General features: G+C 60.0%; 9 protein-coding genes. 6 read left to right on the top strand and 3 right to left on the bottom strand.

What is annotated here, in order from left to right; translation table 11 throughout:
• Positions 1 to 273 precede the first annotated feature (273 nt).
• Complete coding sequence (locus SBC1_RS26800; protein ID WP_165100340.1) at positions 274 to 1,818, top strand: MFS transporter; 1,545 nt, start codon at positions 274 to 276, stop codon at positions 1,816 to 1,818.
• A 74-nt stretch (positions 1,819 to 1,892) separates the two neighbouring features.
• Here SBC1_RS26800 and SBC1_RS26795 read toward each other — a convergent pair whose 3' ends face one another.
• The 3 genes from SBC1_RS26795 to SBC1_RS26785 all read right to left on the bottom strand — a co-directional run bounded on the left by SBC1_RS26795 (position 1,893) and on the right by SBC1_RS26785 (position 7,707).
• Positions 1,893 to 4,937 carry an efflux RND transporter permease subunit gene (locus SBC1_RS26795; RefSeq protein ID WP_165989058.1) on the bottom strand — a complete coding sequence of 1,015 codons (3,045 nt, stop codon included), beginning with the start codon at positions 4,935 to 4,937 and terminating at the stop codon, positions 1,893 to 1,895.
• A 12-nt stretch (positions 4,938 to 4,949) separates the two neighbouring features.
• A complete protein-coding gene (locus SBC1_RS26790; protein WP_165100349.1) occupies positions 4,950 to 6,101 on the bottom strand; it encodes an efflux RND transporter periplasmic adaptor subunit in 1,152 nt (383 codons plus the stop codon).
• Positions 6,102 to 6,198: 97 nt separating this feature from the next.
• On the bottom strand, positions 6,199 to 7,707 hold the full coding sequence (locus SBC1_RS26785) for an efflux transporter outer membrane subunit (protein ID WP_165100374.1): 1,509 nt from the start codon (positions 7,705 to 7,707) through the stop codon (positions 6,199 to 6,201).
• Positions 7,708 to 8,062: 355 nt separating this feature from the next.
• Here SBC1_RS26785 and SBC1_RS26780 point away from each other — a divergent pair, with 355 nt between their 5' ends.
• The 5 genes from SBC1_RS26780 (at position 8,063) to gsiB (ending at position 14,251) form a co-directional block, all read left to right on the top strand.
• The gene (locus SBC1_RS26780; RefSeq protein ID WP_165100377.1) at positions 8,063 to 8,281 is read left to right on the top strand and encodes a hypothetical protein; all 219 of its coding nucleotides are present in this window, start codon (positions 8,063 to 8,065) and stop codon (positions 8,279 to 8,281) included.
• A gap of 367 nt (positions 8,282 to 8,648) precedes the next feature.
• Complete coding sequence (locus tag SBC1_RS26775; RefSeq protein WP_165100386.1) at positions 8,649 to 9,638, top strand: MurR/RpiR family transcriptional regulator; 990 nt, start codon at positions 8,649 to 8,651, stop codon at positions 9,636 to 9,638.
• Complete coding sequence (locus SBC1_RS26770; RefSeq protein WP_165100389.1) at positions 9,635 to 10,615, top strand: isoaspartyl peptidase/L-asparaginase family protein; 981 nt, start codon at positions 9,635 to 9,637, stop codon at positions 10,613 to 10,615. The genes SBC1_RS26775 and SBC1_RS26770 overlap by 4 nt, the downstream gene beginning before the upstream one ends.
• 72 nt (positions 10,616 to 10,687) lie before the next feature.
• Positions 10,688 to 12,601 carry a dipeptide ABC transporter ATP-binding protein gene (locus SBC1_RS26765; RefSeq protein ID WP_165100394.1) on the top strand — a complete coding sequence of 638 codons (1,914 nt, stop codon included), beginning with the start codon at positions 10,688 to 10,690 and terminating at the stop codon, positions 12,599 to 12,601.
• Positions 12,602 to 12,688: 87 nt separating this feature from the next.
• Positions 12,689 to 14,251, top strand: coding sequence for a glutathione ABC transporter substrate-binding protein GsiB (gsiB, locus tag SBC1_RS26760; RefSeq protein WP_165100397.1), 1,563 nt, complete (start codon positions 12,689 to 12,691; stop codon positions 14,249 to 14,251).
• Positions 14,252 to 14,329: the final 78 nt, after the last annotated feature.

Here is a 14,329-nt window from a genome sequence, read left to right as displayed (position 1 = left end):
TTCATTGATAGGAAATCAATGAATCAATGAGGACTTCAGTTCCCTATATATTACCTCTTCACCTGCAGGTGCCAAGCGTCTCGCACCACTCGCATTACCTGTTCGCGAGCGGGTCCATTCAATCTTCCGGTGTGAATCAAACATGCAGAGTTATCAAATCGAGCTCAGTGGTTTATCCAGTGTGTATTGCAAGTCAACGTCAACGCGCCAAAGTTTCACGTGGACATGCGGGAGGCGCGGTTAGCCGGAGCATCCGGCCAACCCGTGATATTCATGACACTCGTTCATCCCGGCAAAAACTCAATTGCATTAGCTGCCATTTGTCTGGCTTCGCTCATGTTCGGCCTGGAAATCTCCAGCGTCCCGGTGATATTGCCAACCCTTGAAAAAGTATTGCATGGCGATTTCAAGGAAATGCAATGGATCATGAACGCGTACACCATCGCGTGTACGACGGTTCTGATGGCAACCGCGACGCTCGCGGACCGATTTGGCAGAAAACATATTTTTATGATCGCCATTGTCTTGTTCGCGATCACGTCCCTGATTTGCGGGATGGCGCAGAGCGTTTCCGTGTTAATTGTGAGCCGCTTTCTTCAAGGCATAGCCGGTGGGGCAATGCTGATTTGCCAGGTAGCAGTTCTTTCGCATCAGTTCCAGGAGGGACAGGCCCGTACCAGAGCCTTTGGCGCCTGGGGGATCATATTCGGCATTGGCTTGGGTTTCGGGCCGATTGTGGGCGGAGTCATTGTGGCAGTGTCGGATTGGCAATGGGTGTTCTTGATCCACGTTCTGATCGCGATAGTCACGTTAATTCTTGTTTTTAACGGGGTTCAGGAATCCAGCGACCCGCAGGCGAAAAAGCTGGACCTGCTGGGAATTGTCACGCTTTCCCTATCGGTTTTCGGCCTGGCGTATTTCATTACGCAAGGGTCCGACCTTGGTTTTACCAGTATCAAGGGCATCGGCATCATTACCGCGGCAGCGATCAGTTTTATCCTGTTCATAGTCGCGGAAAAGATGAACGCTCATCCCATGTTCGATTTTTCCGTGTTCAAAATACGCAACTTTTCGGGTGCGCTTTTTGGATCAATGGGCATGAATTTCAGCTTTTGGCCGTTCATGATTTATCTGCCAATTTATTTCCAGAGTAGTCTGGGTTACAACAGCGTGACTGCCGGATCAGCACTTCTGGCTTATACGCTTCCCACGCTGGTGATCCCACCGCTGGCCGAACGTCTTTCGCTTCGATATCACCCGGGTGTCGTCATTCCGCTGGGTCTGTTTACGATTGGTGCAGGTTTTATCCTGATGCGCGCGGGCAGTGGCGCGGAGCATGCCAGTTGGTTGACCATGCTGCCCGGTTGCCTGTTGGCCGGCATCGGATTGGGACTGACCAATACGCCCGTGACCAATACGACGACCAGTTCGGTTCCGAGCACGCGCGCAGGCATGGCTTCGGGCATCGACATGAGCGCGAGGCTGATCTCGCTGGCCATCAACATCGCGTTGATGGGATACATCCTGATGGAAGGCATCTTGTCGTACTTGAGGCGCGCCTTTTCCGGGGCTCTTGATGGGCCGCAACTGAGATCGCTGGCAGAACGAATAGCCGCGGGCGATGTTGCCGCTCTCAAGCAGGGGTTTCCGGGACTAGCTTCACTGGATTCATCAGGGACGGTCGTTCATGCAGCGCTCGTGCATGGCTTTGGCCTGGTCATGCTGTACGGTTGTGTAGGCGCGTGGGTGCTGGCCGTGGCCAGTTTCGTGATGTTCGGTACGTGGAAGCGGGTGCGGCAAATCAGTCCCGCGGTTTGACGGGAGGTTCGTGGTTTCTTGCTGGCGGGACGCTGGACAAAGTAAAGCGATCGCCCGACTAGATCGCGATCACCTCATTCTTGAATCATTTTCCGATGGTGATCCGCCGCCAGGAACATGTACATCGCGGGCACGACGAACAACGTGAACAGCGTGCCAATGGATAGCCCCGTGAAGATCACAAGCCCCATCGCGTTGCGGCCCGCAGCACCGGCCCCCGACGCGATCACGAGCGGCAGGACGCCGAGCACCATCGCCGCCGTGGTCATCAGGATCGGACGTAGCCGCACACCGGCCGCTTCCTCCAGCGCCTCGCGTTTGGACCTGCCGGCGCGCTGCAATTCATTCGCGAACTGCACGATCAGGATGCCGTGCTTGCTGACGAGCCCCATCAACGTGACAAGCCCGACCTGCGTGTAGATGTTCAGCGACGTCAACCCGATGTTGATGAAAACGAGCGCGCCGAAGAGCGCCATCGGCACGGAGACCAGGATCACGACGGGATCGCGGAAGCTTTCGAATTGTGCCGCGAGCGCGAGAAACACAATGATGGTGGCGAATAGCAGCGTGAGGACAAAGCCGCCGGATTCCTGCACAAACTGCCGGGACTGTCCCGAGTAATCCGCCGAGTATCCTGCCGGTGCAACCTGCGCTGTCACTGTGCGCAGGAACTCCAGCACCTCGCCTTGCGACACGCCAGGCACAATAACGCCGGAGATCGTTGCCGAGTTGAGCTGCTGGAAGTGGTTGATCGATTCCGGTACAACGTTATGCTGGATGTGCGCAACTGTCGCCGCGGGAATGACGCTTCCGTCAGGAGTCCGCAAGTAATAATCAAGCACCTGTGATGGATTCAGCCGGTCGGTTTGCAGCACCTGCGGAATGACCTTGTAAGAGCGCCCGGCAATGGAGAAATAGTTCACGTAGCCGCCGCCGAGCGCCGCCCCAAGTGTTTGCCCCACATCGCTTTGCGAAAGCCCGAGCGACGCTACCTTGTCGCGATCGACCACCAGCGTGGCCTCAGGCTTGTCGAGTTTGAGATCGCTGTCGACAAAGAAAAACATCCCGCTCTCGCGTGCTTTCTGAAGGACTGCCTGCGACACTTCGTTGAGATTTTCGAACGGCTCTGTCGTGCTGATCACGAATTGCACCGGCAAGCCCTGCGAGCCTGGCAGAGGCGGAAACTGGAACGCGGCCACGCGCGCACCGGCGATCTGATTCCACTTCTGCTGCAATTCCTGTTGCAACGCGGTCGCGCCCTTGCTGCGCTGATCCCACGTCTTGAACAACACACCGCCGATCCCCTGATTGAGCGTTGGTGCACCTGTCAACTGGAACATCTGCGAGTATTCGGGGAGTGCCTTCGATATCTCGAACACTTGGTCCGCATACGTCTGCATCTGCTGGATGGTCGCATTCGGCGGACCCTGGATCTGCGACAAGACAATCCCCTGATCCTCCTGCGGCGCAAGCTCGGATTTGGACGTCATGAACAGGTAGACCGCGCCGCAAAGCAAGAGGCCGCCCATGACGACGAACACGGGCCAGGTATCGAGCGTCGCATGCAACAGTCTCCCGTACCCGCGATGAACCCGGTCGAACTGACGATCGATGAACAGCGCGAAACGCCCGGACTCCTGCTCCGCGCGGAAAAAGCGCGAGCACATCATAGGCGACAAGGTCAGGGCGATCACGCCGGATACCGCCACGGCGCCGGCAAGCGAGAAGGCGAACTCCGTGAAGAGGGCACCCGTGAGGCCACCCTGGAAACCAATCGGCACGTACACCGCGATCAGCACGACGGTCATCGCGAGGATCGGGCCGCCCAATTCGCGCGCGGCAATCAACGCTGCCTCGAAGGGCGTCTTGCCTTCATGCTTCATGTGACGGTCGACGTTTTCAACCACGATGATCGCGTCGTCCACTACCAGCCCAATTGCGAGCACGAGTGCGAGCAAGGTCAGCAGGTTGATCGAATACCCCAGCAACTGCATCACGAAGAACGTGCCGATGAGCGACAGCGGCATCGCGATCACGGGCACGATAACCGCGCGGAAACTGCCAAGGAACAGGAAGATGACCGCAGTCACAATCAGCAACGCCTCGACCAGCGTCTTGATGACCTCGAAAATAGCCGTGTTCACGAAGTCGGTCGCGTCATACACAATATCGCCCGTCATGCCGATAGGGAACTGTTTCTGCAGCGTGGGAAAGATGACCTTTACGCGCTTGGCCACATCAAGAATGTTCGCATCCGGCGCCACCTTGATACCGATGAACACTGAACGCTTGCCGCTGAACGCGACGTTGAAGTCGTAGCTGTCGGCGCCGAGCACGACGTTCGCTACATCGTCGAGCCGCACGATCGAGCCGTTCTTCTGCTTGACGACGAGTTGCTTGAAGTCGTCGACGGTATGCAGGTCCGTGCCCGCGTTCAGGTCGACGCTGACCATCTGCCCCTTGGTGGTGCCGAGCGTCGCGAGGTAGTTGTTGTTACCCAGTGCGGTGTAGACATCCGCTGCCGTCACGCCATGCGCGGCCATGCGGGTTGAGTCGAGCCACGCGCGCATGGCGAACTGCCGCCCGCCAAGGACCTCGGCCGTCTGCACGCCTTCGATCGAATCGAGCTTGGGCTTGACGACACGCAGCAGATAATCGGTGACGTTGTTGCTCGGCAGCACGTTGCTGTAAAAGCCCATGTACATGGCGTCGGTGGTTTGACCCGTCTGGACTGTCAACACCGGCTGCTGCGCTTGCGGCGGCAACTGGTTGCGCACCGAGGCAATCTGCGTATTGATTTCAGTCAACGCGCGATTGGCGTCGTAGTTCAGGCGCAGCGTGGCCGTGATGGTCGACACGCCAGTGCTGCTGGTTGAAGACAAGTAGTCGATACCCTGCGCCTGCGCAACCGCCGCTTCGAGTGGCTGCGTAATGAAGCCCGCGATGGTGTCGGCATTTGCACCATAGTAAGCTGTGCTAATGGTTACCACAGCATTCTCGGTCTGCGGATATTCGCTGACCTTCAGGCTCGCGAGCGAGCGCAGTCCAAGCACGAGGATCAGCAGGCTCACAACTGACGCGAGGACTGGCCGTTCAATGAAGAGATCGGTGAATTTCATCGCGCGGTCTCTTTATTGTTCCTGAGGCGTGGGGTTCGGGTTGTCTGCAGGCTGCACCCTATTGTTGATGACAAGCGGCGTTCCGTTCTTCAGCTTCAACTGGCCGCTCGTTACCACTTGTGCGCCGGCATCCACACCCTTCAGGATCGCGACCTGATCCCCGCGCGTTGGGCCGGGCGTGACAAACACCTGTTGGGCGACCGGCAGCGTCTTGCCCTGCGCGTTCGGTTGCGTGCCGGGTTTGACGAGGAAAACAGTCGCGCCATAGGGGTTGTAGGTGATGGCCGTTTGCGGCAGCGTCAGATAGCGTTGCTCAGCGCCCGCGTCAATCTTCACGTTGGCGTACATGCCTGGCAATAGCTTACGTTCACGGTTGTCTACGGTCGCTTCCACCTGCACGTTGCGCGTCGCGCTATCGACTCTGGGATTGATCGACAGGACCTTGCCCGAGAAGCTTTGTCCGCTGTACGCATTGGTATCGACTGCGACAACCTGGCCGATCGCGAGCAGGCCAAGCTGTTGTTGCGGCAACGTGAAGTCCGCGTAGATCGGATCGATAGCCTGCAGCGTCACGATCGCGTCACCTGGATTGATGTACTGCCCCGGATTGATCGTGGTAATTCCGAGGCGCCCCGAGAACGGTGCGCGAATGGTCTTCTTGTCGACTAGCGCGGCCTGTTGTGCGACTTGCGCTTTCTTGCCCTTCAGGTCGGCGGCGTCCGCATCGAGTTGCGCCTTGGCGATCGCCTTGATGTCGTACTGGGCTTTATCGCGCTGGTAGACCGTTTGCGCAAGTTCTGCCGCTGCCTGCAATGACTGGAGCAGCGCCACGTCGGAGTCGGCATTGAGCCTGACGAGGACTCGCCCGGCTTTTACTTCCTGCCCGGAACTGAAAGCGATCTCACGCACGAGGCCGGCGACTTCGGTGGTGACATCGACGCCGCGCACCGCACGCAGGCTTCCGACCGCGGCAAGTTGGGGCTGCCATGACTGATAGCCGGCTACCGCGGCCGACACGGTCGCGGGTGGGGCGGAATTGCCCGCCATGAACTTCGCGAACATGTGCGCCTTGAACAGGTTGAAGCCCACCAGCGCGGCCAGCAGCAGGCCGACGCAGATCAGCATGATCCCCATTCGCTTGGCCATCCGTCGTCTTTCGATCATCGTCATGTCCTTGCACGGCAGGGCGGGTGCCGAGCGTTGTTTTCCTGATAGCGTGTTGCGTGCAGCAAGTGTCTGCGAGGTGCTATATCAGGCTGTATCAGTGCGGCGTTTGCGCGGCGGCCGGCACATTCCACCAACCACCGCCCAGCGCCTGGAACAGGGCGGCGGTGTCGGCATAGCGGGACGCCTGGGCCTGCGCGAGACTTGTCACGGTTTGCTGGTACTGACGCTGCGCGTCAAGCAGCGACAGGTAGCTCACTCCGCCAACGCGGTACTGCCCGCGTGTCAGGTCCAGCGACTCGCTCGCGGCACGCCACGCCTCCGTCTGGGCCTTCAGACCGCTCGCGTCGTGATCGAGCGCGCGCAGTGAGTCCGCCACGTTCTGGAACGCCAGCAAAACCGTTTCGCGATACTGCGCACCGGCCTGCTCATAGGCCGCCTCCGCCGCGCGTTTCTGCGCGCTCAACTGCCCGCCGTGAAAAACCGGTTGCAGCAGGCCGGCGCCCAGGCTCCAGATCGTGCTGCCGGCGTTGAACACTTGTGCGGGCGTCAGTGCCTCGGAACCGTAGCTGGCGGAGAGCGTGATCTGGGGGTACATCGCGGCGGTGGCCACGCCCACTTGCGCGCTGGCCTGGTGCAGTACCGCGTCGGCGGCGAGAATATCCGGCCGTTGCCTGACGAGCGCTGACGGCAGGCTTACCGGCAGCGTCTGAGGCAACGAGAACATGTCGAGCCGGAATTCGGGTAGCGTTGGATCGCTGGGCAGCATGCCGGCCAGCACGGAGAGTTGATGACGCACTTGGTCTAGCGACTGCCTGAGCGGCGGCAGCGTAGCCCGGGTCTGCGCCAATAGCGTTTGTTGCGCCAGCACGGCCGTGCGGCTTACGCCACCCAGATCAAGTTGCTGACTGAGGACACCAAACTGGTCCGCTTCGTCCGCAGCAATGCGCTCCGTGGCTTCAATCTGCGCCCGCAACGACGCCTCCCTGACCGCTGCGGTCACAATGTTCGCAGTCAGTGCGAGGTAAGCCGCCTGAAGCTGGAAACTCTGGTAATCGATTTGCGCATGAAGCGCCTCGAGTTCGCGCCGCGCACCACCGAAGATGTCGAGTTTGTATGACACGTTCACCGATGCGTTGTAGAGGTTCAGGTCCTCACTGAGCCCCGGCTCGCCGAACCCAAGGCCGCTGAGCTTTTCGCGTGTGGCGCCGAGTTGGGCGTCCACGCTCGGAAGCAGCGTGCCGCCGGCTTGCGCTTTGAAATTCTCCCGGGCTTGCCGCAATGCCGCTTGCGCGGAGGCGATATTCGGGCTGTTGGCAAGTGCCTGACGAATCAGCGCATCCAGCGGTTCGCAATGAAAAAGCGCCCACCACTCGGCGGGAATGTCCTGCCCCGCGGCAAAGCGTTGCGGCACGCCGGCGGCGCCTGGCGCGGAGGCAGTCTGCTCGGGTAGCGGGGCAGGTGTGTAGGTGTCTGTAGCAGGTGCCGCTGGCGTTCGATAGTCCGGTCCGACCATGCAAGACGCCAATGAAGCAGCCAATGCTGCACAGCCGCAAAGTGCGGCGCACGCACGCAGTTGGACAATGGGCCGGCTGACGTCAATCATCGATTCACCTTGGCCTGCTCAGCCTGTGCGGCCTGGCGGGCGTGCATAGTCAAGCAACCTGTATTTCCGATATTCCTTTTTGCTTTGTTCGGAACGGCTAGCGCTGATGCTGGGTAAAATTTTTGCATAGCCTAGCACGGTCGATTCATTCGCGCCGTCTATCCGCTTACGAATTGACGACATCCCGAACGATGATTGTTATGGTTTCAGCTTCCTTCGCACGTTGCGGTGATCCCTGATGGAACGCTGCAATACATCAGGGGAAATCTTTGAAAATTTGAAGACGGATGGCTTACTCCCAAGCCTCTTTTTACCTATCATGAAAAGGTAAGTGCAGAGTGCGCGGGAGGGCGTCATGGACGAATTTGTGAACACCGTAATGGATATCATTGGATCCGCGTCCCGATTAACCCTGCACAGTTCCGCCATCGATTTGATCAACGTCCTGGTTGGCCTCGGAGGCTTGGCGCTGGTGGCAATTATTCTGTTAATTAACGAGTCGAAATCGTCCGGTCAAAAACGGGAACACACGACTGATCACCCCCACCATTGGTGGATGCATCATCGGCACTGAGAAGGATGCGGCAGCCGTTTTCGGGACGGCTTGAGCAGGACGCCGGAGTGTTGGATTAACCAAATCAAGCCGCTCGAAATAATAATCAGGATACCTACTGTGTTCCGATACAGCGTTGCTGACTGAGCATCCATCGCTCGCCCCTAAACGCTTCATTCCAACGCGTCAACAGCAATTCTGCATGCTTCGAATCGCCTGAGCGTGCGGTTCGAGGAGCCGCCTCAATGTGATTCCCATCCGCCGGGTCATTACGCTCCCGGATTTTCTCAGGGAAAACCCTCTCAATGAAAATACATTTTTTTCGAGAGAAATTTTGTGTAAATATACTTTCATCGTCACTTCCTCGGCTTCTTGCTGATCCTTCCTCATGGCAGATCATCCGCCCGCTGTATCCGGTCCGTCCGGACTGAGTATCGCGGCACTTATCGTGGCGGCAATGCCGGGCCTGACGCCAATTCATCGGCGCATGGGCGCCTATGTTCAGGCCAACTTGTTCCGTGCGGCGACCATGCGTATAGATGAACTGGCGGATGCCGTCGGCGCCTCCGTGGCGACCGCGAATCGCTTCGCACGTGCGTTGGGCTTTGACGGATATCCGGCATTTCGCGGCGCGCTGGTGCGAGGTTTCGAAGCGACGCTTGCTCCAGTTGAGCGCTTGCGTTCGGCGCAGGAATCGCCCGCGAGCGGTGACGAATTGCTCGGTGCGTCGCTTGAACAGGCCGAAGTCAACCTGCGTTTGACACGCAGCGCCATTGACGGCGCCGCGGCGGATGCAGCGGTAGAAGCCATTCTTGCAGCGCGCCGCGTGTTCGTGCTCGGAGCAGGCGCTAGCGCATTTCTGGCCGGGCTGATGGAGCACGGCCTGATGCCCTATCACGACAACGTGCAATCGCTTGCGTTCGTTGGCGGGCCGACGCACGCAGCGCGCCGGCTCTTCAGCGCAGGCGAGGGCGATCTCGTGATCGGCATTGCATTTCCGCGTTATGTCGACGACACGATCCAGCTCGCACGCCGTGCCGCGAGCCTGGGTGCCCGCGTGCTCGCCTTGACCGACAGCGTGAATTCACCGCTTGGGCAGTTCGCGGACCTGACGCTGTGTGTCCGTGCAGAACGCCGGCTCGCGGCCAATTCCGACGCAGCGGTGCTGGCTGTTATCGAAGCACTCTGCGACGCCGTTGCTTATCGCACCGAACGCTCGGCCAAAGCTGCCGCGGACATGACCGAATTCGTGTTGCCGTGGCTGACCGAAACGCCGTCCAGCGAAAGCAGCCCGTCAACGCCGGGCTCATCGGATCGCCCGCCAAGCAAACCCCGGTCATCCAGTAATCCACGACTCAACAAACAGCCGAAACGATGAACCCGACCGCAGTCATTGCCATTCACGGCGGCGCAGGCACCATTTTGCGCACACTGATGGACTCCGAAGCAGAGCAGCGCTACCACGCGAGCCTGAACGACATCCTCGCAGCAGGTCAAGGCGTACTGGCCACCGGTGGCAGCGCACTCGACGCCGTGAGCGAAGCCGTCCGTCTGCTCGAAGACAACCCGTTGTTCAACGCGGGACGCGGTGCCGTTTTCACCGCCGACGGCACGCACGAACTTGACGCGTCGATCATGGACGGCAGCACGCTGGAAGCGGGCGCGATCTGCTGCGTGACGCGCGTGCGCAACCCGATCCTCGTCGCGCGCCGCGTGCTGGACGTCAGCGACCATGTGATGTTCACCGGCGGCGGTGCGGAAGCATTTGCCGTGGCGCAGGGGTTCGAATTGGTCGACCCTGCGTATTTCCATACTGACGCCCGTCACAAGCAATGGCTGCTTGCACGCGGCCAGCAGCGCGTAATGCTCGATCACGATGGCGCGACGTTGACAGGTGGCGGCGCAGAGCCCACGCCGCACGAACCTATCGATCCGAATCGAAAGTTCGGTACGGTCGGTGCGGTCGCGCTCGACCAGCACGGGCACCTCGCTGCCGCCACGTCAACAGGCGGCGTCACCAACAAGCAAGCCGGGCGGGTGGGCGACACCCCGTTGATCGGTGCAGGCTGCTATGCCGACGATGCCACTTGTGCCGTCTCCACAACGGGCTCCGGCGAGATGTTCATGCGGATGGTCGCCGCTTACGACGTGGCTGCGCAAATGGCGTATCGCGGGGTATCGCTGGAAGAAGCTGCGACCGATGTCGTGATGAAACGGCTGCCGCGCATTAATGGCCGCGGTGGACTGATCGCCGTCGACGCGCGCGGCAACGTCACGTTGCCGTTCAATACCGACGGCATGTATCGCGGTTTCGCGCGGGTCGGAGAAGCACCCGTAACGGCGATTTATCGCTGACGTTCGTTCTTTTGCTGCTCGGCACTGCGCGAATCATCGCCCGGGCCGCGTTCACCTCCTGAGGAAAACATCGTGCCGATTTCACCGCACATTGCACAACCACGTCTGGACACCTTGCCGCCGCAACGCGTGCTTGCCGTCGACGATCTTTCGATCGCGTTCCGCCAGGGCGACAAGGCTTTTAACGCGGTGCGCAACCTGTCGCTGACGGTCGATCGCGGCGAGACACTCGCGATTGTCGGTGAATCGGGGTCGGGCAAGTCGGTGACTTCGCTCGCACTGATGCGCCTGATCGAGCATGGCGGCGGCCGCATTTCCAGCGGCTCCATTGCGTTCCGGCGGCGTGACGGCCACGTACTCGATCTCGCGCGCGCTTCGTCCGGCACGATGCGTTCAATACGCGGTGCAGACATCGCGATGATCTTCCAGGAGCCCATGACATCGCTTAACCCGGTGTTCACCGTGGGCGATCAGATCGGCGAAGCGATCGAGTTGCATCAGCACAAGAGCCGCAGCGCTGCCCGCGCGGAAACCTTGCGTTTGCTTGAACTCGTGCGTATTCCCGAAGCGCGCCGCGTGGCAGCGCGGTTTCCGCATCAGTTGTCCGGCGGCATGCGCCAACGCGTGATGATTGCAATGGCGCTCTCATGCAAGCCCGCGCTGCTGATCGCCGATGAACCGACCACCGCGCTCGACGTCACGATCCAGGCGCAGATCCTGCAACTGATCCGTGGCTTGCAGGACGAGATGAACATGGGCGTGATCTTTATCACGCATGACATGGGTGTAGTCGCTGAAGTGGCTGACCGCGTGCTGGTGATGTATCACGGTGAGAAGGTAGAGGAGGGCGAATCCGGAGCGCTGTTTGCCAAACCTTCGCATCCCTACACGAAAGCGTTGCTGGCCGCGGTTCCGCGTCTTGGCGCGATGTCCGGCACTCACTCGCCGGCCAAGTTTCCGATTCTCACCGTGGAACAGGCCGGTGCCGATGAAACACTGGTTCCGGCGCCAGCGGTCGCGTATGAACCACAGCCGGCTATTGCCGATGCCACGCCGCCGATCCTCCGGGTGCGTGATCTGGTCACGCGCTTCCCGGTCAGGACCGGTCTGTTCGGCCGCGTGACAGGCCGCGTGCACGCGGTTGAACGCGTGAGCTTCGACCTGCGTCCCGGCGAAACGCTTGCGCTGGTGGGCGAATCGGGCTGCGGCAAATCCACCACGGGCCGCTCGTTGCTGAGGCTCGTGGAAAGCCAGAGCGGTTCGATCGAGTTCAACGGCAACGAGATCAGCTCACTGACCGGACCCGCGTTGCAGGCGTTGCGCCGCGACATCCAGTTTATTTTCCAGGACCCGTTCTCGTCCTTGAACCCGCGCCTGACGGTTGGCTTCTCGATCATGGAGCCTCTGCTCGTACACGGCGTATCGCAAGGCGCCGAAGCACAGGCGCGGGTTGCATGGCTGCTCGACAAGGTGGGCCTGCCGGCCGAAGCGGCGCGCCGTTATCCGCACGAATTTTCTGGCGGACAACGACAGCGCATAGCCATTGCCCGTGCGCTCGCATTGAATCCGAAAGTAGTCGTCGCCGATGAATCCGTGTCAGCGCTTGATGTGTCCGTGCAGGCGCAGATCGTGAACCTGATGCTCGATCTGCAGCGTGAACTTGGCGTCGCTTATCTGTTCATTTCGCATGACATGGCGGTGGTCGAGCGGGTCAGCCATCGCGTGGCGGTGATGTATCTCGGGCAGATCGTCGAGATCGGGCCGCGCCGCGCGGTGTTCGAAGCGCCGCAGCACGCCTATACGAAAAAACTCATGGGCGCGGTGCCGGTTGCCGATCCGGCGCGGCGCCACGCGAAGCGCGTGCTTGCTGTCGATGAAATGCCAAGCCCGATTCGCGCGCTTCACGACGAGCCGGTGTTCGCCCCGCTCGTCATGGTCGGTCCGGACCATTTTGTTGCCGGACATCGAATTGGCGGTGCGTACTGATCGTTTGTGATCACTCAAGCGCCGGACGTTTTTCATCGCAACCTTGCTTACCTGTTTTTATTACCAAGCTGCCTGGAGCCCACCCTTATGACCTCGCTTGTCCTGTCTTCTCCGTTTCGTTTGCGCGCGCTGCTGGCCGGCGGCGCGGTAGTTTTCGCCATGCTCGCGAGCGGTACGGCGCACGCCGGACAAACCGCCGTGATGGCCGTTGCATCGACCTTTACGACCCTCGATCCCTATGACGCCAACGACACGCTCTCGCAAGCTGCCGCGAAGTCGTTCTACCAAGGCCTGTTCGGTTTCGACAAAGACATGAAGCTCGTGAACGTGCTGGCAACCAGCTACGAAGCGAGCCCCGATGCACGCGTCTACACGTTCAAGTTGCGCCAGGGCGTCAAGTTCCAGGATGGCACCGACTTCAACGCTGCGGCAGTGAAGGCCAACTTTGACCGGGTGACCGACCCGGCGAACAAGCTCAAGCGCTACAACATGTTCAACCGCATCGAGAAAACCGAAGTGGTTGATCCGTACACAGTCAAGGTCACGCTCAAGACGCCGTTCTCCGCGTTCATCAACGTGCTCGCACATCCGTCGGCGGTAATGATCTCGCCCGCTGCGATGACGAAGTGGGGCAAGGACATTGGCTTTCATCCGGTCGGCACGGGCCCATTCGAATTCGTGAAGTGGGACCCGGCGGGCGACCTGACGGTGAAGAAGTTCGCCGGCTATTGGAAGACGGGGTATCCGAAGATTGATGCTATTGACTGGAAGCCTGTTGTCGACAACAACACGCGTTCCGCGCTGATGCGCACCGGCGAGGCTGACTTCGCCTTTCAGGTGCCGTATGAACAGGCTGCCATGCTCAAGGCCGATCCAAAGGTCGACTTGTTTGCCGGGCCGTCGATCATCGTGCGTTATATCAGCCTGAACGTGACGAAGAAACCGTTCGATAACCCGAAGGTCCGCGAAGCGCTGAACTATGCAGTGAACAAGGACGCGCTCACGAAGGTGGCGTTCTCAGGGTACGCCACGCCAGCCGACGGTGTCGTGCCCCAGGGCGTGGACTACGCAATGAAAACCGGGCCTTGGCCGTACGATCCGGCCCGAGCGCGCGCCCTGCTGAAAGAGGCCGGTTATCCGAACGGTTTCGAGTCGACCCTCTGGTCGGCGTATAACAATTCGACCTCGCAAAAGGTCATTCAATTCGTGCAGCAGCAACTCGCGCAGGTCGGCGTGAAGGTGCAAGTGGAAGCGCTCGAAGCGGGGCAGCGCGTGGCGAAGGTCGAGAGCGCACCGGACCCGGCAACCGCGCCCGTCAGGATGTATTACATCGGCTGGTCCTCGTCGACGGGTGAAGCGGACTGGGCGATCTCGCCTCTGCTGGCCTCGGCGTCAACCCCGCCGAAGCTCGCGAACACCGCTTACTACAAGAACGATACTGTCGACGCCGATTTGTCGAAGGCGCTCGAGACCACCGACCGCGCGCAGAAGACAGCGCTCTACACAGACGCGCAAAAGCGCATCTGGGCCGACGCGCCGTGGATTTTTCTGGCTCAGGAGAAGCTGCTCTATGCGCGCAGCAAACGTCTGTCGGGTGCCTATGTGGCGCCGGACGGTTCGTTCAACTTCGATGAGATCGCTATCAAGTAGGGTTTATCTCGTTGTCCGGCTCGTCATGCCGGACGGCTTCCTAGTCTCTTTTGCTGTTGTGTGCTGTGGCCGGGAACG

The sequence above is a fragment of the Caballeronia sp. SBC1 genome (genome assembly GCF_011493005.1).
In the GTDB taxonomy this organism is placed as follows: domain Bacteria; phylum Pseudomonadota; class Gammaproteobacteria; order Burkholderiales; family Burkholderiaceae; genus Caballeronia.
This window is presented reverse-complemented; position numbering and strand designations above follow the sequence as displayed.

Excerpts from the sequence above, each read along its gene's own strand:
- SBC1_RS26795 (WP_165989058.1), bottom strand. The coding sequence starts at position 4,937 with ATGAAATTCACCGATCTCTTCATTGAACGGCCAGTCCTCGCGTCAGTT.
- SBC1_RS26780 (WP_165100377.1), top strand. The coding sequence starts at position 8,063 with ATGGACGAATTTGTGAACACCGTAATGGATATCATTGGATCCGCGTCC.
- SBC1_RS26790 (WP_165100349.1), bottom strand. The coding sequence starts at position 6,101 with ATGATCGAAAGACGACGGATGGCCAAGCGAATGGGGATCATGCTGATC.
- SBC1_RS26800 (WP_165100340.1), top strand. The coding sequence starts at position 274 with ATGACACTCGTTCATCCCGGCAAAAACTCAATTGCATTAGCTGCCATT.
- SBC1_RS26775 (WP_165100386.1), top strand. The coding sequence starts at position 8,649 with ATGGCAGATCATCCGCCCGCTGTATCCGGTCCGTCCGGACTGAGTATC.
- gsiB (WP_165100397.1), top strand. The coding sequence starts at position 12,689 with ATGACCTCGCTTGTCCTGTCTTCTCCGTTTCGTTTGCGCGCGCTGCTG.
- SBC1_RS26770 (WP_165100389.1), top strand. The coding sequence starts at position 9,635 with ATGAACCCGACCGCAGTCATTGCCATTCACGGCGGCGCAGGCACCATT.
- SBC1_RS26785 (WP_165100374.1), bottom strand. The coding sequence starts at position 7,707 with ATGATTGACGTCAGCCGGCCCATTGTCCAACTGCGTGCGTGCGCCGCA.